This window comes from Calditrichota bacterium (assembly GCA_020637445.1).
GTDB lineage: Bacteria > Electryoneota > RPQS01 > RPQS01 > RPQS01 > JABWCQ01.
Genome location: JACJVZ010000001.1, coordinates 1,459,054 through 1,477,217 on the forward strand (window position 1 = coordinate 1,459,054; position 18,164 = coordinate 1,477,217).

21 protein-coding genes are annotated in these 18,164 nt (G+C 54.4%); 1 reads left to right on the plus strand and 20 read right to left on the minus strand.

What is annotated here, in order from left to right:
• Positions 1-30: 30 nt before the first annotated feature.
• From H6507_06120 to H6507_06130, 3 genes are all read right to left on the minus strand, one after another.
• A complete protein-coding gene (locus H6507_06120; GenBank protein MCB9368662.1) occupies positions 31-774 on the minus strand; it encodes a T9SS type A sorting domain-containing protein in 744 nt (247 codons plus the stop codon).
• Entirely contained in the window at positions 734-1,123 is a 390-nt protein-coding gene (locus tag H6507_06125; GenBank protein ID MCB9368663.1) for a hypothetical protein, read from the minus strand. Before H6507_06125 ends, H6507_06120 begins: the two co-directional genes overlap by 41 nt.
• 158 nt (positions 1,124-1,281) lie before the next feature.
• Entirely contained in the window at positions 1,282-1,908 is a 627-nt protein-coding gene (locus H6507_06130) for a hypothetical protein (protein MCB9368664.1), read from the minus strand.
• An 838-nt stretch (positions 1,909-2,746) separates the two neighbouring features.
• Here H6507_06130 and H6507_06135 point away from each other — a divergent pair.
• The gene (locus H6507_06135; GenBank protein MCB9368665.1) at positions 2,747-3,718 is read left to right on the plus strand and encodes a hypothetical protein; all 972 of its coding nucleotides are present in this window, start codon (positions 2,747-2,749) and stop codon (positions 3,716-3,718) included.
• A gap of 267 nt (positions 3,719-3,985) precedes the next feature.
• Here the strand turns inward: H6507_06135 and atpC are convergent, their stop codons facing one another.
• The 17 genes from atpC to rlmB form a co-directional block, all read right to left on the minus strand.
• On the minus strand, positions 3,986-4,396 hold the full coding sequence (gene atpC / locus H6507_06140; GenBank protein MCB9368666.1) for an ATP synthase F1 subunit epsilon: 411 nt from the start codon (positions 4,394-4,396) through the stop codon (positions 3,986-3,988).
• Between the two features lie 3 nt (positions 4,397-4,399).
• Positions 4,400-5,860: a F0F1 ATP synthase subunit beta gene (gene atpD / locus H6507_06145; protein ID MCB9368667.1), complete on the minus strand. Its 1,461-nt coding sequence runs from the start codon at positions 5,858-5,860 to the stop codon at positions 4,400-4,402.
• Positions 5,861-6,112: 252 nt separating this feature from the next.
• The gene (locus H6507_06150) at positions 6,113-6,883 is read right to left on the minus strand and encodes a DNA alkylation repair protein (GenBank protein ID MCB9368668.1); all 771 of its coding nucleotides are present in this window, start codon (positions 6,881-6,883) and stop codon (positions 6,113-6,115) included.
• Positions 6,884-6,891: 8 nt separating this feature from the next.
• The gene (locus H6507_06155) at positions 6,892-7,434 is read right to left on the minus strand and encodes an NYN domain-containing protein (protein MCB9368669.1); all 543 of its coding nucleotides are present in this window, start codon (positions 7,432-7,434) and stop codon (positions 6,892-6,894) included.
• Positions 7,435-7,496: 62 nt separating this feature from the next.
• Positions 7,497-8,144 (minus strand): hypothetical protein, encoded by a 648-nt coding sequence (locus H6507_06160; GenBank protein ID MCB9368670.1) that lies wholly within the window; start codon positions 8,142-8,144, stop codon positions 7,497-7,499.
• Positions 8,145-8,286: 142 nt separating this feature from the next.
• Complete coding sequence (gene atpG / locus H6507_06165; protein ID MCB9368671.1) at positions 8,287-9,141, minus strand: ATP synthase F1 subunit gamma; 855 nt, start codon at positions 9,139-9,141, stop codon at positions 8,287-8,289.
• 73 nt (positions 9,142-9,214) lie between these two features.
• Positions 9,215-10,450, minus strand: a complete 1,236-nt coding sequence (locus H6507_06170; protein ID MCB9368672.1) for a DUF2029 domain-containing protein — start codon at positions 10,448-10,450, stop codon at positions 9,215-9,217.
• A gap of 662 nt (positions 10,451-11,112) precedes the next feature.
• Positions 11,113-12,627, minus strand: a complete 1,515-nt coding sequence (locus H6507_06175) for a F0F1 ATP synthase subunit alpha (GenBank protein ID MCB9368673.1) — start codon at positions 12,625-12,627, stop codon at positions 11,113-11,115.
• A gap of 96 nt (positions 12,628-12,723) precedes the next feature.
• A complete protein-coding gene (atpH, locus tag H6507_06180) occupies positions 12,724-13,275 on the minus strand; it encodes an ATP synthase F1 subunit delta (GenBank protein MCB9368674.1) in 552 nt (183 codons plus the stop codon).
• Positions 13,272-13,766, minus strand: a complete 495-nt coding sequence (gene atpF, locus H6507_06185; protein MCB9368675.1) for a F0F1 ATP synthase subunit B — start codon at positions 13,764-13,766, stop codon at positions 13,272-13,274. The genes atpH and atpF overlap by 4 nt, the downstream gene beginning before the upstream one ends.
• A gap of 227 nt (positions 13,767-13,993) precedes the next feature.
• A complete protein-coding gene (locus H6507_06190) occupies positions 13,994-14,224 on the minus strand; it encodes a F0F1 ATP synthase subunit C (protein MCB9368676.1) in 231 nt (76 codons plus the stop codon).
• 264 nt (positions 14,225-14,488) lie between these two features.
• A complete protein-coding gene (gene atpB / locus H6507_06195; protein ID MCB9368677.1) occupies positions 14,489-15,406 on the minus strand; it encodes a F0F1 ATP synthase subunit A in 918 nt (305 codons plus the stop codon).
• Positions 15,403-15,672 (minus strand): hypothetical protein, encoded by a 270-nt coding sequence (locus H6507_06200; protein ID MCB9368678.1) that lies wholly within the window; start codon positions 15,670-15,672, stop codon positions 15,403-15,405. Before H6507_06200 ends, atpB begins: the two co-directional genes overlap by 4 nt.
• The gene (locus H6507_06205; protein ID MCB9368679.1) at positions 15,669-15,887 is read right to left on the minus strand and encodes an AtpZ/AtpI family protein; all 219 of its coding nucleotides are present in this window, start codon (positions 15,885-15,887) and stop codon (positions 15,669-15,671) included. Before H6507_06205 ends, H6507_06200 begins: the two co-directional genes overlap by 4 nt.
• The gene (locus tag H6507_06210; protein ID MCB9368680.1) at positions 15,884-16,342 is read right to left on the minus strand and encodes a polymer-forming cytoskeletal protein; all 459 of its coding nucleotides are present in this window, start codon (positions 16,340-16,342) and stop codon (positions 15,884-15,886) included. Before H6507_06210 ends, H6507_06205 begins: the two co-directional genes overlap by 4 nt.
• A 57-nt stretch (positions 16,343-16,399) precedes the next feature.
• Positions 16,400-17,242, minus strand: a complete 843-nt coding sequence (locus H6507_06215; protein MCB9368681.1) for a peptidoglycan DD-metalloendopeptidase family protein — start codon at positions 17,240-17,242, stop codon at positions 16,400-16,402.
• Positions 17,243-17,348: 106 nt separating this feature from the next.
• Positions 17,349-18,161, minus strand: coding sequence for a 23S rRNA (guanosine(2251)-2'-O)-methyltransferase RlmB (gene rlmB / locus H6507_06220; protein MCB9368682.1), 813 nt, complete (start codon positions 18,159-18,161; stop codon positions 17,349-17,351).
• Positions 18,162-18,164 lie beyond the last annotated feature (3 nt).

The following is an 18,164-nucleotide window of genomic DNA, read 5'->3' on the forward strand; positions in this document are numbered from 1 at the left end:
GCAGCGGGTGCCGCCGCGAGAATGCGGAACTTAGCGAAGCAGAAGTAGTTTTGTGGTTTTTGAATAGCTTGGGGCTTTTAGTGTGGCGAAGTATAGGCCGGTGCTCCAAGTTGGGTGGGCGATTTGTTGGGTGTGGTGGCCTGCTTCCAATGTGCCGAAATCAATGTGTTCGATTTGTTGGCCGAGGATGTTGTGGATGGTTAGCTCGGTTTGGGTGGCTCGGGGCAATGTGAAGCTTAGGGTTGTTGAAGAATTGAAGGGATTTGGGAAAGCTGATAGGGAAAAGTTGTCTAGAATAAAAGGCGGAGGGGAGTTTGACGGATCAATTCCGATACTTGAAATAAATCCATCCCAGCCATACCAGTTAATCCGCTGTCTCAGGGCGTCCGGCGTCGTGGGGAACTCGTCAGATTGTGTACCGCCCGCTATCCAAATGGTTGAAGGCTCGGGCACCCAGACTTGGTAGACATGTTCGACATCCTCACCTCCAAAATACGTGCTATATTCGAGAGTGCGCAAGTCAGAGGATAGTTTGGCGATGAAGAGGTCGCTTGCTGAAGTATCAATATTGGGTCCGTACGTAGGGTCAAGCGCGCTGTCCGTAACAGGAAAACTCTCATCATTGGTGTACCCGGCAACAACGAATGAACCGTCTGGCGATCTGGCGCCCGCTTCCAGCACATCATACAACTGGCCGCCTAGAAACGTAGAGGCCACGATGGTTGCAGGAGGCTCAAAGATTGTTACAAACAAAAATTGTGTCGTACGCGCCAAACGTCGTAGGCCATTCACTTGAACCTGTTGATCCGTAAAGCGCGAGTCTGCCATCTTCTACCAGTTGAAATGCGGATATCTCGTCCCGGGACTCTCCGCCCATATAGGTCGTATAGAGGCTCGCGGGAGGATGAAGACCGATGTGGGATAAAAATGCATCCACGCCCGCAGCACCTTCGGAAAACTCGCTTTGAAAAGCGTCTGGCGTGACTGCAAGTCCACTTAAGAAGACTCGGCCGGAAATCCACAAAGATCCATCATCTGCCAGTACAATTCCTGTCGGATCGCAGGTCGTAGCTCCCCAAAAAGTCGAGTATATCACGGATGGTTCATAGACGTTTAGCTCCATGACAAAAACGTTGCCCCCCCCCGATAAGCGAAGAGAAGGTGGCGTCGGGAGTTACGGGAAACTGTTCTGAAGACGTGTATCCGGTCATAACAACGTCTCCGGCGGCCGTGACGACCAAATATTGGACACGTTCATCGCCACTTCCGCCAACATAGCTACTATGTGAGGCTGCTTGCGTCATTGGAGAATAATGCAACAAATCCCTCGTACCCTTCATGAATTGAGTCTAGAGCCGATGGAGTTAATGGGATTTGGCCGAGTTGAGATACCCTCCCTACGACTACGATGTCTCCATTCGGCATCGTCTTGATGTCCTCGCAGGCGACATAGTCGCTATCGCCAAAAAGTGTACTGAACTCAATTTCCCTGGCGTCTGACGAGAGCTTCGTAATGAATCCGTCCTGTCGCCCAAGCAGGTGCTCCTGATAACTACCTGGAGTGGTAAGAAAATCGGACGATGATGAAGAGCCGCACAACAAGAGTCCCTCGTCACCAGCAAGAACACAAACGCGATTGATATATTCCACACCATCAAGCCCGCCGAAGTATGTGCTGTAAATCAGCGGATCAATCACCAGTTCCTTGCTCGCATCAAACCCCTCAAACTCAAACGCAACGCGATTGCCGTCTATGATGCGATAGATTGATTCGACGCGCTTTTGCACTCTCCCATCCACCTGATAGGCGTAGGGAGCTTGCTCTTTGACTTCGCCGAGAGATGTGGTTAAAACAAGATTGCCTTGGAAGTCAACTCTCAGGGGAGCATCGAGTCCGATGTAGTCCATTTGTATTTGCGTGGGGTCGGCTCCAGGAGCTACGTGATAGATGGTTTCTACGCCTTGTTTGTCTGCGCGGTACTCAACGTTTAAGCGGGGCCAGACTTCTTCAGCGATGACCGTTTGGTAGTGGGAGACTCGGCTGCGCCAGTTGGTGGAATCTCTACCGAAGAAGTAGTTGGAATAGTGGGGGAGTTTTTCACCCCCCCTTGCCCCCCCCGCTAAAGCGAGGGGGAATGTGGGAGCTCTCGGTGGTCGGGGCAGGTGAAGACACCTGCCGCCGCGACGCATTGACGTAGTGGATTTGGATTACGTGGCCGCGGGTTTTCAGATTCCGGCGGGGAGTGGATTTGGATTACGTAGCCGCGGGTTTTCAGATTCCGGCGGGGAACCGCTTTGCTTAATCCCCGCTCGGCGAAAGCTGTGAAGTTGTCTTGGGGGTTTTTGCCCAGCGAGCTGGGCGCTACGGCAGACGACGGGGCACCCGCAGCGGGTGCCGCCGCGAATGAATAGTGGGGGAGTTTTTCACCCCCCCTTGCCCCCCCGCTAAAGCGAGGGGGAATGTGGGAGCTCTCGGTGGTCGGGGCAGGTGAAGACACCTGCTGCCGCGACGCATTGGAAGCTGGAGGATTGCCATCCGCCCCTACGAATTGGGGGCATGAAAGCATAAGCAAGAGGATTAGGGAGCGCATGTGGATAAGGTAGCTCTGGGGTTGGGGAAAGTCAAGTTTTGGGATAAGGTTATCCACAATGCCTACGGGACTTGGTCTCTTGTTAGTGAATCGGAAATAGCGTATAATTCGGCTCATTCATATGCTTGATTCACTCAAACTTTGAGAAGCTAATTATGCGGTCCCTCCTCCTCTTTTCACTTTGTCTGGTGTTTGCCGGACACGTGCTCGCGGACGTTAAGCGCGAAACCAAGACTTCGGGCACGATAGCGCGCATGGGCGTCAACGAAGCCACAGCTACCGACTACTACACGGCGGACAAACACACGAGCGAATCGGTCGTTAAGTGGACGCGGGGAATCATGAAGACGCTTACGGGCGGCAAAGCGCTGGACGGAGCGAACATCGTCAGACTAGACAAGGATTCGGTCTATACGGTCGACAAGCGAAAGGAAACTTACGCGGTGATGTCATTGGCCGAACTGCGCGAGCAGATTCAGAAAGGCATGACGGACATGGAGGGTGCGCAGCCGGAAGAAGAAGACGAAGTGGATTCGACGTCGACGGAAGATCTCTATGAGTGGACGACGGAAGACGTGTCGGAAGCCGACGCGAAAGAGATTCACGGATTTACGTGCCGCAACGCGCACATTCGCACGACGGGTATCAACAAGCAGGATGCGAATGACAAAGTTATCATCAACTTTGACATGTGGAACTGCGAAAACGTGCCGGGTACAGAAGAGATATTGGCCTTCAATCAGAATTATCTGAAAGCATTGGGGCTGGATGAACTGGCACTGCAGGAAGGGTTGTTAGCTTCGGCGTGGATGTACCAAGGCAAACTCACGGAGCTTATCGAAGCTGCGAAGAAAGCTCCGGGCGAAGCGGTGACGAGCTTGATCAAGATCGAGCACAACAGACTGAAAGGCAAGAGTCTGAAGCAGGCAGCCAAGGAAGGCGCGGCGGAAGAATTGACCAAGAAAGTACCATTCGGCTTGGGAAAGAAGAAGAAGCAGGAAGAGAAACCGGAATATGTGCTTAAGACTGTTTACAGTTTCGACTACGAACTTTTGAATGCTGCGGTGGAAGCCGTGGATACGGCGAAATTTGAAGTGCCGGCGGGGTTTAAGCGGAAGAAGAAATAGAAAAACAGATACCGGCAGGGAATCCCTACGGGACAGGCCGCGCTGATGCGCTTAATCCCTGCTCGGCGAGACTGCGAATTTAGTTTCCAGAAGCCCCCCTTAGTCCCCCCAAATCCGCAGACGGATTTGGGGGGAGATAAGAAAAAAGGTCGAGCGTTTGCTCGACCTTTTTTAATGATCTTGAAGTTCCGGCCGGGTTGCGCAGCGCTTAACCCGGCTCGGTGAAAATTTGAAGGCGGCGGATTGCCATCCGCCCCTACATTCGCTTTACTCGCTTTTGTATTCGGCGACGTGGACTTGAGCGGCGTAGCGCTTGAAAGCCCACTGTGCTTCTTCACGATCGGCGGCTGTTGCTGCCGATTCTATGCGTTTCAGGGCCTCAAGTTTGTTTTTTTTTGCTTCGTCGAGATCAATTTCGTTCTTGCGGTAACACGTTTCGGCAAGAATGATGGCCTTGTTGTTTTCGACGGTGAAATAGCCGCCGCCGATGGCGAACTCTTCGCGATGGCCGGGGAAATCGATTTGCAAGCGGCCTGCATCGAGTCCTGCGACCATGGGCGAGTGGTTAGCCAAGATTCCGAATTCACCGGCGGAACCGGGGGCGCGCAAGTGCACGATTTCGGCCGCGAGCAGGTGTTTTTCGGGAGTGATCAGTTCAACGTGAAAGGTGTTGGCCATGATTTACTTTTGCGCGGCTTCGTGGTTTTTGATCACGTCTTCAATGCCGCCGCACATGTAGAAGCTCTGCTCGCCTATGTGGTCGTAATCGCCGTTCAGAATGCCCTTGAAGGCCTTGATGGTGTCGGCGACTTTGACATAAACACCGGGACGGCCCGTGAAGGCTTCGGCGACGTGGAACGGCTGCGAGAGGAAGCGCTGCATTTTGCGGGCGCGCTCGACGACACGCTTGTCATCGTCGGAGAGTTCGTCCATACCCAAAATAGCGATGATGTCCTGCAAGTCTTTGTAACGCTGCAGAGTCGATTGCACGCCGCGGGCGACATCGTAGTGCTCTTGACCGACGACCATGGGGTCGAGAATACGCGACGTGGAGTCGAGCGGATCGACGGCGGGATAGATACCGAGCTCAGCGATCTGACGCGACAACACGGTGGTTGCATCGAGGTGCAAGAACGTCGTTGCGGGAGCGGGGTCGGTCAAGTCGTCAGCGGGCACGTAGACGGCCTGCACGGACGTGATCGAGCCTTTGTTCGTCGAAGTGATGCGCTCTTGCAAGCCGCCCATTTCGGTGGCGAGCGTCGGCTGATATCCCACGGCGGACGGCATACGACCGAGCAACGCGGAGACTTCGGAACCTGCCTGCGTAAAGCGGAAGATGTTGTCGATGAAGAGCAGCACGTCACGGCCTTCTTCATCGCGGAAATACTCGGCCATGGTCAAGCCTGTCAAGGCGACGCGCGAACGCGAACCGGGCGGCTCATTCATCTGACCGAAGACCATCGCGACTTTGGAATCTTTCAGCGCGCCTTTGTCGACATTCTTGGTGTCGAACGTGTGCGCATCGAAATTTTTGCCGTAGGACACAACGCCGGACTCGACGAACTCACGCAAGAGGTCATTACCTTCACGAGTACGTTCACCGACACCGGCGAAGACGGACAGGCCGGAGTGTTCTTTCGCGATGTTGTTAATCAGCTCTTGGACGATAACGGTTTTGCCGACACCGGCGCCGCCGAAGAGTCCGATCTTACCGCCCTTGGAGAAGGGTTGAATCAAGTCGATGACTTTGATACCGGTTTCGAGCATCTCGGCGCGCGTGTTGAGTTCCGTCATTTTGGGAGCGGGACGGTGAATCGGGTAACGCTTTTCGGATTTTACCTCGCCGAGTTCATCGACGGGCGCACCGGTGACATTCAAAATTCGACCGAGCACCGCGCCGCCGACGGGGACGCTGATGGGTTGACCGGTGTTGGTGACTTCCATGCCGCGCGTAAGTCCTTCGGTCGGGTCCATGGAGACGGCACGGACGGTGTTGTCACCGAGGTGCTGTTGGACTTCGAGGGTTTTTTGCACACCGTCACTCGTGACGTGGAGCGCGGAGTACAGCGGCGGCAATTCGCCGTCGGAGAATTCGACGTCGATGACGACGCCGATGATCTGCTTGATGGTACCGTTTTTCATCGAATGTATGTGTTATGGAAATAGAAAATCGAAAAGTTCCGGCCGGGTTGCGCTACGCTTAATCCAGCTCGGCGGGCGGTAGAAGTTCCGGAGGGGAACCGCTGCGCTGAATCCCCGCTCGGCGAAAAGGACAAGATTAGTTTGCTCAGATTCCGGCGGGGAACCGCTGCGCTTAATCCCCGCTCGGCGGGCGGTAAAAGTTCCCCTTAATCCCCCAAAAACTTCTGCGAAGATTTTTGGGGGAGATCAAAACTACAATTTTGAAAGAATGTCGTCGCGCCAGTCGGGGTTCTTTCTGGCGAAGGACGCTTCGAGAACCATGGGAATCAATTCGCTGTCATAGGCTGAATTGACTTCAGCGCGGGATTCCAAGAAGGAGAAAACGACGTCGGGTTGTTTTCTGCCGATTTCACGCAAAGCTGAAACGACGTTGCGGCGGACATATTCGGCAGAGTCTTCATAAAGCGGTGAGACGAGTTTTAGAACGCGCTCGGCATTTTCGACAGATTGCCCGGCGAATCCCACCAAAGCCCGGGTGACTAACCTGCGCACACGATAGCTGTTGTCCGTGCGCCACTCTTCGAGAATCGAGAAGACGTAGTCACCGTGCATCTCCACCCAACCGTCCAACTGCGGACGCAGATCGAAGATCATCGGAGCCATATCGCGGACGCCGGGATTTTCGTCTTCGGCCAGATGCTTGATCAACGAAAGCCATGTGCGCGGGTTGAATTTGCCGACACGGGCAATCAAAACACAACCCAAGGCGCGGGCGGCGTCACATGTGGACGTCGACAATTTTAGCGTGATGTCCACCGCGGGTTCGGGCGAGCGCTCGATTTGGTCGGCCGCTTGATTGCCGAGATCCAATATTCGGTAGGATTCTTCGGCGGAGTATTCAGAGAGCAGTTGTTCGCAATCGGCTGCATGCAGGTCAGCCTGGTCAGGCCGGTCGCGCCACCGATTGATAGAGGTCAGGATGGCGGCGGTCAGTGCATCGCGATTGTCCAAGCTATCGGTCACGCGACGCCTTAGCTGTGCCCGTGACTGCCGTATGAGTCAGCGGGATGCTCGAGATGCTTGGGATGGTCGCGGGGTTCAGGCGCGGCGCGCTCGATTTGCGAACGCAGGTCCTGCAAGTCGATGAAGTGCGAACCGATAGCTTGACGCAACTCGGCGGCAATCCAGTTTTGCGTAGAGACAACACATATTTGGCGTCCGCGCGAGCGAAGAAGTTCAAGCGCACGTTCGAAATCTCCGTCACCGGAAAGCAAAATAGCTTTGTCGAAGTTTTCTATGGTATTGAACATGTCCATGACAATCTCGACGTCGAGATTCGCTTTTTGCGTGGTCTCGCCGGTTTCACTGTCATAGATCGTTTTCAAGCCTTTGGTACGCACGACGTAACCCGCATAGGACAGGAAGCGCACGAAGTTTTCGTCTCGCGGATCGGGCGGCTGTTTAAGGCCCATATACCAATACGCGTCGGTCAATTCATCGTCACCGCGCAGAACTTTCAAGAGTTTCGCCGGATCAAAGAACCAGCCGAGACCTTTTTTCTGCGTGTAGAACATATTGGCACCGTCCACAAAAATGGAAACGCGCTTGCGTTGACTTGGATGCTGCACGGGCGGAATTACCTTTTGCGTAAAATCAAGAATAAGCGTCTGTGCCGCCGCATAGGAACCGTTTCGGGTGGAAGCGGCATTTCCGCGGGGGAAGTAGCGTGCGTCGAAGTCAGAGTCATCAGGGCTCGACGCAACGGAGACTGTGCAGACTTGTACAGGAATTGAGTAGCCATTTCCTGAAAGTAGGCGACGTCTCCGGCATAGAATAAATCAAGATCAGTAAATCCGTGTGCCCACGATGCAGCATCTTGCGGTGTAGGAATACCGTGTCTTAATGCAAGAGCAAGTTCTTCGGGAGAAGAAAGTTTCAGTTCCAGCGCGAGTTTTTCGAGACTGCGATAGATCGTCGTTTGCAATTCTGTACCGAGCGGCGCCGCTATGACGGCTTCGCGCTTAGCAAGCGCGGCAATTCTTTTGACATACTGCGCGCGTTCGGCAGCAGGCAAGGTGTGCACGATATCGAAAGAGAATACGACGTCCGCTTGTTGTTCGCCTTGCTTGATCTCGAGGTCGGGTAAGTGCTGTTGGACTTGCGAAGCGAGTTTGTCGGCATACGAACCAGTAATACTCAAAGACGCGAACTTGGGTTCGGCTTCCCTTAGCAGATCGGCGACGTATTGTGCGCTGGAAGTTAGATCAAAGAACGGGAGGAGCAAGGAAAAATCCCAAATCGAAAATCCCAAATCCCAACCAGCGTGCCGCTGGACTGATTGCGCTGACGCGGGTGTATTTAGTTTTCGTAAGCTACCCCTGCCGGAGGCAGGGAGCTAGTCGAAAAAATGGAACGCGGACATAAAACTACTTCAGGCCTTCGGCTCCGGCGACGATTTCTAAGATTTCGCCGGTGATAGCTGCTTGACGAGCCTTGTTGTAGGTCAGAGTAAGATTGTCGATGAGTTCGCCGGCGTTTTGAGTGGCATTTTCCATGGCAGTCATGCGCGCGGCCATTTCGGCGGCGAAAGACTCGAGCAGAATGCGCCACATTTGTACATTGACAAATTTCGGCAGAATCGCGTTCAAGATAGCCATTTCATTCGGCTCGAAGATAATTTCGGCGCCGGAGACTTTAGCATTCGAGTCGGGAACGATGGGGAGCAACTGCTCGACAATGACTTCTTGCTGAATGACGGACTTGAACTCGTTGTAGACGACGTAGACACGGTCCATCGTGCTGTTCTGATATTCAGCGGTGACGATCTCGCCGAGTTCAACGGCGTGATTGAAGTCGAGATGGTTGAAGAAACCGGACATGCGGCCAGTGACATCAGCGCCGCGCCGGGTGAAGAATTCGGTGCCTTTTTTGCCGACAGTAATGAGGTGGACTTTGTGCTGCGCATTTTCGCGCATCAATTGCTGCGCGCGCTTCATGATATTGACATTGAAACTGCCCGCCAAGCCACGGTCGCCTGTGACAACAACGATGCCGACGTGATCGACTTCGCGGATTTCGAGCAGTGGATGCGACGAGCGCTCGACGCGCGCGGAAAGATCACGAATGGCATCGCGCAAGGTCAGCGAATAGGGTCGCGCATTCATCATGGATTCCTGCGCACGACGGAGCTTGGCCGCGGCGACCATTTTCATGACGCGCGTGACTTGCTGCGTGGATTTGACGCTTGCGATGCGCCGCTTGATAGTTTTTAGTCCAGCCACGAATCAGAAAGGATGAAGGATAAAGGATGAAGGATGAACCTTCAGAGAAAATAGCAAACAGAAAATGGAAAAGTCAGACTGCTACGGATTCGACTTTTTTGGTGCGAATCACTTCTTGGATGCAGTAGATCCAGAAGAGGATCAGGCCGAAGCATTGGCTGCCGCTGATGACTTTGCCGACGGGGTCTTCGGTGTAGAAGCGGGTTAACTTCATGGTGAAGAAGAAGGTCGCGGCGGCGAGCAAGAGAGCTCGCGAATCTATCCGGCCCCGCTTCCATTCATTGTAGATCAGCGCACCGAGAGCCGGAAAGGCAAACATGTAATAGTGTTCCCACGTTACCGGCAACGACAACATCAGTCCGGACATCATTAAGCCGTTTTCAAGCGCGAGGGGCAATTCACGGTCGCGGTTTTGCCAAAGGATCCAAGCGGTGCCACCCAAGAAGATCGCCAAGAAAGTCAGGCGAACCGTTTTGATCAAAAGGGTCGGAGTGAAGTTGGGTCCGAGCAAGCTGTGGCCGAGCACAGCTCGCGTGAACCAACCAGCGGGTGACTGATTGCCGAAGTAAGTGTAGACGACGCTGCCGAATTCCTTGACGGCATCCCACCACAGCAAATGAATTTCGAGGCCCATTGACAGGACTGAAATTCCGTAGATGGTGATGATTACTGCGCCGATGCCGAAGATGGTTTTCCATCTTTTGTGAATCAGCGGGACAAGCATCCACCCTGCCGGGAAGATTTTGACCGCGATGACCGAGCCGAGCAAAGCACTCGACGCAAATCCGGACCGCTTCAGTCTTAGCACGCCTTCCCAGAACAAGAAGGCAAGCAAGGGAACGATTTGCGCGAGCTTGCTGGCACGGGCCATGGGATAGGTCATCAGAATCAGCGCGAACGCCCAGAGAAAACCACGCCACGTCAACTTGTCAGCAACGAGCCTTGTGATTTGCCACGTGAAACCAAAGAGCAGAAGAATGTTGATCGTCAGGAGGATGTTGCGCCAGACATAGACATGCACGTCAGATACCGGAGCGAACATTCCCGCGATGAACGGCGGATAGAAGTACGCATTTTCATCTCCCCACGCCCCGAGCCGGTCGGCTTGCGGACGATACCACTCTTTGATCCATTGATCGTAGTGGTCATAATCCGTATACATCTTGTCCGGCTGGTCAGTGTGCCAAGCATAAGACGCAAGCTGGATGTGGAAGAGATCGATATGCCAGAGATCAAACGTGCTGCGCTGCCACAGGAAGGCACCGACGGCGAGTGCGAGGAATAGGAGAAAGTCACGCGGATGTTTCATCTTATCCTCTCAGATTTCGTCCAGCGTGCCGCTGGACTGATTGCACTAGTGCGAGAGCCTTGAGTCCTCGTGGACTGCCCCTGCCGGAGGCAGGGAGCTTGGGGTGAGAAAATCCCAAAGCGAAAAGAAGAGAGATCCTTCACTACGTTTCCCTACAGGGACAGGCAGGATGACGACAGTGAATTCAGATTCCGGTGGGGAACCGCGCTGATGCGCTTAATCCCCACTCGGCGAGTGCATTTCTCTGATTCCGGTGGGGAACCGCGCTGATGCGCTTAATCCCCACTCGGCGAGTGCATTTCTCTGATTCCGGTGGGGAACCGCGCTGATGCGCTTAATCCCCACTCGGCGAGTGTGTTCCTCTGATTCCGGCGGGGAACCGCGCTGATGCGCTTAATCCCCACTCGGCGAGTGCATTTCTCTGATTCCGGCGGGGAACCGCGCTGATGCGCTTGATCCCCACTCGGCGAGTGCATTTCTCAGATTCCGGCGGGGAACCGCGCTGATGCGCTTAATCCCCGCTCGGCGAAACTTGATCCATCACTCGTTGAGGATGACGACGCGATTGACAAGAGCAGCACTCTTCGGGAAAATCTTCGCGCGAACTTGTTCACTACACTTTGCGGAAGCGGGCGGATTGCCATCCGCCCCTACAAGACTATTTACTGCGCCCAGGTGGTTTTGAAGTCGGTGATCAGAGTTTTCATCTTGCCGGTGAGATCGTCGTCGAGGGCTTTCTTGGTGCGAATGCCTTCGAGAACAGGTGCGCCGACGGAGTGAACGTACTTCATGTATTCAACCTGGAACTTCGCGATGTCGTTGTCTTCGACGTCATCGAGATAGCCTTGACCAGCAGTCCAGAGAATCACAACTTGATCTTCGACGGGCCACGGGGAATATTGACCTTGCTTCAGGACTTCGACGAGCTTGGCACCGCGAGTCAACTGAGCCTTGGTGGCCTTGTCGAGGTCGGACGCGAACTGCGCGAAGGCCGCGAGCGCGCGATACTGTGCGAGGTCGAGACGCAACTTACCTGCTACCTGACGCATCGCCTTGATCTGCGCATTACCACCGACACGAGAGACGGAGATACCGACGTTGATGGCGGGACGAATACCGGAATAGAACAATTCCGATTCCAAGAAGATCTGACCGTCGGTGATCGAGATCACGTTGGTGGGAATGTACGCGGACACGTCACCGGCCTGTGTTTCAATAATCGGAAGAGCCGTCAGCGAACCGCCGCCCAAAGAATCGTTGAGCTTGGCCGCGCGCTCGAGCAAACGCGAGTGCAAATAGAACACGTCACCGGGGTATGCTTCACGACCCGGAGGACGACGCAAGAGCAGCGACATTTGGCGATAGGCCCACGCGTGCTTGGTCAAGTCGTCATAGATACACACGGCGTGTTTGCCGTTGTCGCGGAAGTATTCGCCCATCGCGGCTCCGGCATAGGGAGCCAAGAACTGCAACGGTGCGGAGTCCACAGCGGTCGATGCGACGACAATCGTATGCTCCATCGCGCCGTTGTCTTCAAGAGTCTTGACGACCTGAGCGATCGTCGAGCCCTTTTGACCGATAGCGACATAGATACAAATTACGCCGGTGCCTTTTTGATTGATAATCGTATCAATCGCGATGGCGGTCTTGCCGGTCTGACGGTCGCCGATGATCAGCTCGCGCTGTCCGCGACCGATGGGAATCATCGCGTCGATGGACTTGATACCTGTTTGCAGCGGCTCTTTCACGGGCTGACGTGTGACGACGCCCGTGGCAATACGTTCGACCGGATTGGAGAGCTTGGCATTGATGGGGCCTTTGCCGTCGAGCGGCTGACCGAGCGGGTTGACGACGCGGCCTACGAGTTCGGGGCCGACGGGAACCTGCACGACTTTTCCGGTGCGCTTGACGATATCGCCTTCTTTCACCGTCGCGTCAGATCCGAAGAGCACGCAACCGACGTTGTCCTCTTCGAGGTTCAAGGCCATACCTTGAATTTCGCCGGGGAATTCGACGAGTTCACCATACATAACTTTGTCGAGGCCATAGACGCGGGCGATACCGTCACCGACGTAAACGACGCGGCCGACTTCATCAACGGCAGACAGCGCTTTGTAGTCAGCGATCTGCTCTTTGAGTATGGAAGTTATTTCTTCGGGTTTGAGTTTCGTGGACATGGGATTTGTGAAAGAGGAAAGAAGAAAGAGGAAAGAGGAAACAGCGATCCTTTTTCCGGCCCGGTTGTGTGTTGCGCATCCGGGCGATGATACTAATTAAACGGAAGCGGACAGGCGCTTGCCTAAGTCTTGGACTTTGCGGGCGAGCGAGCCGTCTAAGATTCTGTCGGGGTATTGAACTACTATACCGCCGATAAGAGCGGGATTGACCTTGTAGGTGATCACGGGTTTCTTGCCGCTGCGGGAAGCGATGCTTTGAGCGACATTTTGTTTCATCGTGTCGGACAGCGGAACCGCAGTTTGCACGACGACTTCGACTTCACCTTCGAATTCGCGGAAGAGTTTGTGGAACTTTTCCGGAATCGCGGGCAAGATTTCGAGACGGGATTTTTCGAGCAAGAGATCGATGAAGCGGCGGGTCATCTCACAGAAGCCGACCTTGTCACCGATGCTCATCAGAATCGCGCGCCGTTTTGCATTGCTCAGGCTGGGGCTGGCGAGCAGAACAGGCAGTTCGCGGTTCTCTTCGTAGATGGCCACCAGCGCTTGCAAGTCGTGCTCGACTTCCGCCGAGCATTTTGCTTTGAGGGACGCTTGAAAGAGAGAACGCGCGTAGCGAAGCGGCAGCGCTCCTTCGAATCCTTTCAACGGTCCTCCTTCAAGGCTTCCATGATGAGACGCTCGTGCTCTTTGTCGTCGATCACGCGGCCCAGCAGACGCGAAGTGGCCTTGGCCGTGAGTTCAGCGACGTGACGCGAGAGTTCGGCTTTCGCGGCATCGGATTCGCGCTCGATATCGACGCGGGCTTTTTCGATGAGCTTCTGACCCTGCTGTTTGGCTTCGGCCTCGGCTTCAGCACGGTGTTTGTCGGCGGAGTCTTGCGCTTTTTGAATGATGTCCGCGGCTTCTTTTTTGGCATTCGCCATAGCCTGCTTGTAATCGGCAAGCAGCGCACCGGCTTTTTCGCGCTCGGCCTTGGCGGTCTCGAGGTCAGTGCGGATGGAGTTTTCTCGATCCGTGAGACCTTTGATGATTGGCTTCCAGCCGAACTTACCGACCAGCCAGACGACGATCAGGAATGTGACAATCGTCCAGATGATGGAGCCGGGTTCAATGTTGAGGATGTTTTGCAGGCCCATGGGGAAATGTCAAAATCGAAAATTGCCAGCGTGCCGCTGGACTGGTTGTTCTGACGCGGCGTGATCTTCAAAACGGTAATCACTGCGTTCAGGATGACGACACTGAATTCAGATTCCGGCGGGGAACCGCGCTGGCGCGCTTAATCCCCGCTCGGCGGAAGCTTCAGAAGCCCCCCTTATAATCCCCCCAAAACTTCTACGAAGATTTTTGGGGGAGACTTTCTAACTTACTTGGTCCAGATGAGGATACAGATGAGGAATGCGAAGAGTGCGGCACCTTCGACGAGACCAGCCATAACGAGGGCGGCACCTTGGATCTTACCGGCGGATTCAGGTTGACGGGCGATACCATCCATCGCGCCTTTACCGATTGAACCGATACCAATACCAGCGCCAAGAGCGAACAGACCGGCACCCAAACCAGCGCCGAGCAGAGCAAGACCGTTTCCGAGTTCCATTTTCGAGTTTCTCCGAAAAGATTACGATGTTTATGATTTGTGAAAAAATTCGATTTCAGATTCCGGTCGGGTTGCGCGATGCTTAACCCGACTCGGCGAGTGCGTTTTTCAGATTCCGGCGGGGAACCGCGCTGACGCGCTTAATCCCCGCTCGGTGAGCATCTGAGAGATCCTTCACTGCGTTCAGGATGACGACTGTGCTTATGTCGTCGACTGTGTCCGGGGATTTTGCCCAGCAAGCTGGGCGCTACAATTTCAGAACGCTTAGTGCGCGGGGTGCATGGTCAGGCCCATGAAGGTGGCCGTTAGCATGATGAAGATGTAGCTCTGGATCAGGGCTACGATGATCTCCAGCAAGAAGACACCCGTGGCAACGGCGAGAGCCGGGACTGCGAAGGCAAGACTTAAGATCAAACCGAGCAACACGAAGAAGACCGCGTGTCCGGCTAACATGTTGGCGAAGAGACGAATCGTCAAGGCGAAGGGACGGATCAGGAAGCTGACGATTTCGATGATAATCATCAACGGCATCAGCCACATGGGAACTCCCGGAGGAGCGAAACTGTGCAGAAAACCGCCGAGACCGTTTTCTTTCACACCCATGCCGACCATCAGGCCCAAAGTAAGCAGCGACAGACCGCAGGTGACGTTGACGTTTCCTGTTGACGTTGTGCCCCACGGAAGCAAGCCGAGCAAGTTTGAAAACAAGATGCCCGTGAAGAGAGTCAGGAAGTAGGGCATGAAGGCATCAGTTTTCTCATGCAGATTGGGTTTGACGACTTCATCACGAATGAAGACGACCAATCCTTCGAGAGCGTTGCGCAAACCGGAGGGAACGGCAGTTCTTTGTCTTGCACCCAACCAAACGACGAGGCCCATCAACCCCAGCGCGATGATCCACCAAACACGATGCTTGGTAATGGCATATTCAAAGCCGCCGATTTTTATGGTTGGCAGATGCGCTTCCCATCCAAAGAGTTCGAAATGATCGCTGTCCACCAAGTGATGCTCGAGAATATGCACGAGCGTCGTTCCCAAGTCGTGCTTTTCTCCGTGCTCGGATTCCGCAGCGGCAGCGTGGCCATGCTGATCTTGCGCGGCGACATGCTTGTTTTCGCGGGCGAACGTCAGACCGACGACGACTGCGAGGGCAAGGATAATCAGTAGGCGGGAATATTTCATTTCGAGGAGCGGGAAATCAGGAGTTCAATTGCGAGACTGAGATAAAAAGCGAGAACAATACCGAGGACCAGGGGGATTTTGCTCAATCCGGGGTTTTTCATTTGCCAGAAGAGACCGATCCCGATGAGGGCGAATCTTAGAAAGACTCCGATGCCCCATAGTTTGATGAAGTCGCCCATTTTGCGGCGGGCTTTGAACCACGCGAGAATGAGCGAGGGTATAGAAGCGACTGCGCCGATGGCCATGCCGATCAAGAACGAGTTCATTCTTGTTTGCCGTCGTTGTCCAGATTGCGAAGAAGGAGAATCGTACGGTATAACGAAGTGGCAAAGCCTACAACGGCACCCAGAGTCATGAGCAGGGGAAACGTGCCAATCTGCTTGTCAATCCACCACCCGATAAGACCGAAGACCGCAGTGGATACGACGATGGTCAGGCCGATGGCTAAGGGGTCTTGACGAGGTGGCTGAAAGCCTTTCAATTCTGGGGAACAGTCACGGGACGGTTACGCGGCACCATGTTATCCGGCTGTGACTCGGGTGTACCCTGAGCCTGCGGACGAGCGGAGGGAACGCGGGATTCATCCGTAGCAGCATGACCTCGAATCTTGGCACCTTCTTGAATCGAGAGTTTGCCGGCGGTCACATCCCCATGCAGTTCGGCGGTGCTTTCGAGATGAATTTTTTGTTTGGCAACCAAGGAACCTTTCACGCGACCGGCAACGATGATGTTTTCGGCTTGAATGTTTCCTTCGACGTACCCCGTGGTACCGATGGTCACCAGTTTAGAACAGATCAGGTCTCCATTGACGCGGCCATCAATACGCAGAGAGCCTTGGGTTTTGAGCGTGCCGCTGATTTCAGCATCTTTCGCAAGTAACGTGGACATCTCTCCGGAATTCGAATCCGAAGCCGACAGTTTCGTCCATTTAGCCATGAGCCCGTCCTCCCTGTTTGGGAATTGGCTGAGATTTATCGCGACGCGGCCAAGCGATCAGCCAGCATCGTGGGACAAGACAGATTCGGGATCAACCCGAATGCCGTCTTTCCAAATTTCGAAATGAAGGTGCGGCGCGGAACTGCGCCCGGAGTTTCCGAGCAGAGCGACGGGTTGTCCCTGTAGGACTCGCTCGCCGGAATTGACCAGCAACGTTTGGTTGTGGCCGTAGAAGGTATCATAGCCGGATTTGTGCGCGATCACGACGAGGTTGCCGTAGGGATAGCTCCATCCGGAGAAAAGCACGAGACCATTGGCCGCAGCGAGAATCGGGGTTCCGACTTTGGCGGCGACATCGAGGCCGTAGTGGCCGGGATCAGTCAGTCCGTGCTTGGTTTCAAAGGAGCGAGTGACATATCCCCGGACGGGAGGATAAGTAGGAATGTCAGAGGGCAACACTCCTTCCACACTGTAGTCCGCTTGCCTTTCAGCATAAACATTTAGAAGATCGGACTCTTCTGAAGCGAGACTTGTGGGTTGGGTTACAAAGCTCGAATCGGCGGCGAGCGCTTCATCCGAAGGCAAGCCTTCTTCGGGCATTAGGAGACCACGGCGGAGCTGCTGTTCAAACTGCTTGAGCTCTGCCAATCTTTCGGCAATATCGCGGATGCGGTCGTTGGTGGCTTCAAGCTCTTCGACTTTGGCTTTGAGGGCTGAGTTGTCTTCAATTTTGGAAGACATGGACCAAGTCATGTAGCCAAAGACCAAGAGCAACGCCAGCGCGGCGATGCCGGTCGTGACGGCAAGGTAGAACCAGACCTTTTTGAGATGGAACTGGCGCATGCGGGCCTGATTTTCGGAAAGGACGACGATGGTCCATTCTTTTTCGGGGGTAGACATAGAAAATCAGGCGGCGCAGGCCGTCAAGAATTCAGGAATATACAGAATTAGACTCGGAGTGTCAAGTGAAAAAAATATCGATGTGCTCAAAAAACATAGGTTTCTATTAGACTTCAGGGAGAAGTTCACGACATTTGGCGGCCTCAAAGAGGAGCACAGCAGCGGCGGCGGACACGTTCAGGCTATCAATGTCTCTATATAGAGGGATTTTGACGGTGAGGTCTGCGCGCTTTTGTAAGAGGGGTGAAACTCCCGAGCCTTCGGCTCCGAGAATTAGGACGGTGGGACGGTCCCAGTCGAACTCGGAGTAGACCTTGGCATGTGGGTCGGCCGCTGCGGCAACTATCCACCAGCCGTTTTCTTTTAGCGTGCGGACAGTCTGATCGAGGTTGGTGACCTGATAGAGATCGATCAGTGCAGCACACCCAGCGGAGGCTTTGAAGACAACTTCGGTCAGGGGAGATTGGCGGCGTTTGCGAAAGAGTACGGCATCGACTCCAGCGGCATAGGCCGTGCGCAAAATCGCTCCGAAATTGCGGGGGTCTTCGATGCCGTCGAGCAACAGGACGAGTGGCGAAGGTTTCCCATCCACGATTTCATCAAGCGCCTCAAAGTCCCCGTGAATTTCAGGCAGGCGGATATGCGCGCGGATTCCTTGTGTGGGGACATCTGCTTCGGATTCGGCGACATACCCAGCAGCAACCGGGACATTCATGCGCTCGGCGAGGTCGTGGATTTGGGTGATCACTTCGCCGTGAGAGCCAGATGAAATCGTAACATCATCGACGAGTCCTCGCCGGAGCGCTTCCAGAACGGGATTACGTCCGTAGATGACCAAGGTACGCTCGGACAGCGGGCGTTCGTCATGTGTGGTGCGGTTGCGGTCGAGACCGGATTTGTGAGCGCGTGGGCGGGGCACAGT